The sequence below is a fragment of the Falsiroseomonas sp. RANM36 genome, assembly GCF_056682175.1.
In genome coordinates this window covers 703292-703748 of the sequence record NZ_JBWXTD010000002.1, presented here as the reverse complement: position 1 = coordinate 703748, position 457 = coordinate 703292, and the positions used below count along the sequence as shown (strand labels likewise).

General features: G+C 70.7%; 1 protein-coding gene. It reads left to right on the top strand.

Annotated features, from left to right (window positions below):
• A partial coding sequence (locus AC1MIR_RS04205) for a DDE-type integrase/transposase/recombinase (RefSeq protein ID WP_480027056.1) occupies positions 1 to 457 on the top strand: 457 nt, incomplete at both ends.

Below are 457 nucleotides of genomic sequence, written 5' to 3'. Positions count from 1 at the left end.
GGCGCCTGCACATCCTGCTGGCGCGTGAAGGGCACCGGCTGAACCACAAAAAGCTGTTCCGTCTGTACCGGGCGGAACGCCTCGGGGTACGGCGCCGTGGCGGGCGCAAGCGCGCGCTCGGCACGCGGGCGCCGATGGCACTGCCGCAGGGGATGAACCAGCGCTGGTCGTTGGACTTTGTCTCCGACGCGCTGGCCTGCGGTCGGCGGTTCCGCGTGTTGGCGGTGGTGGACGACTTCACCCGCGAATGCCTTGCGCTGGTGGCGGACACCTCGCTGTCGGGCCTGCGCGTTGGCCGTGAGCTCGACCGGATCGTGGCGCTGCGCGGCCGCCCGGCGCTGATCGTCAGCGACAACGGCACCGAGCTGACCTCGCACGCGATGCTGCGCTGGCAGCAGGAGCGTGGCGTCGCCTGGCACTACATCGCGCCTGGCAAGCCGCAGCAGAACGGGTTCGT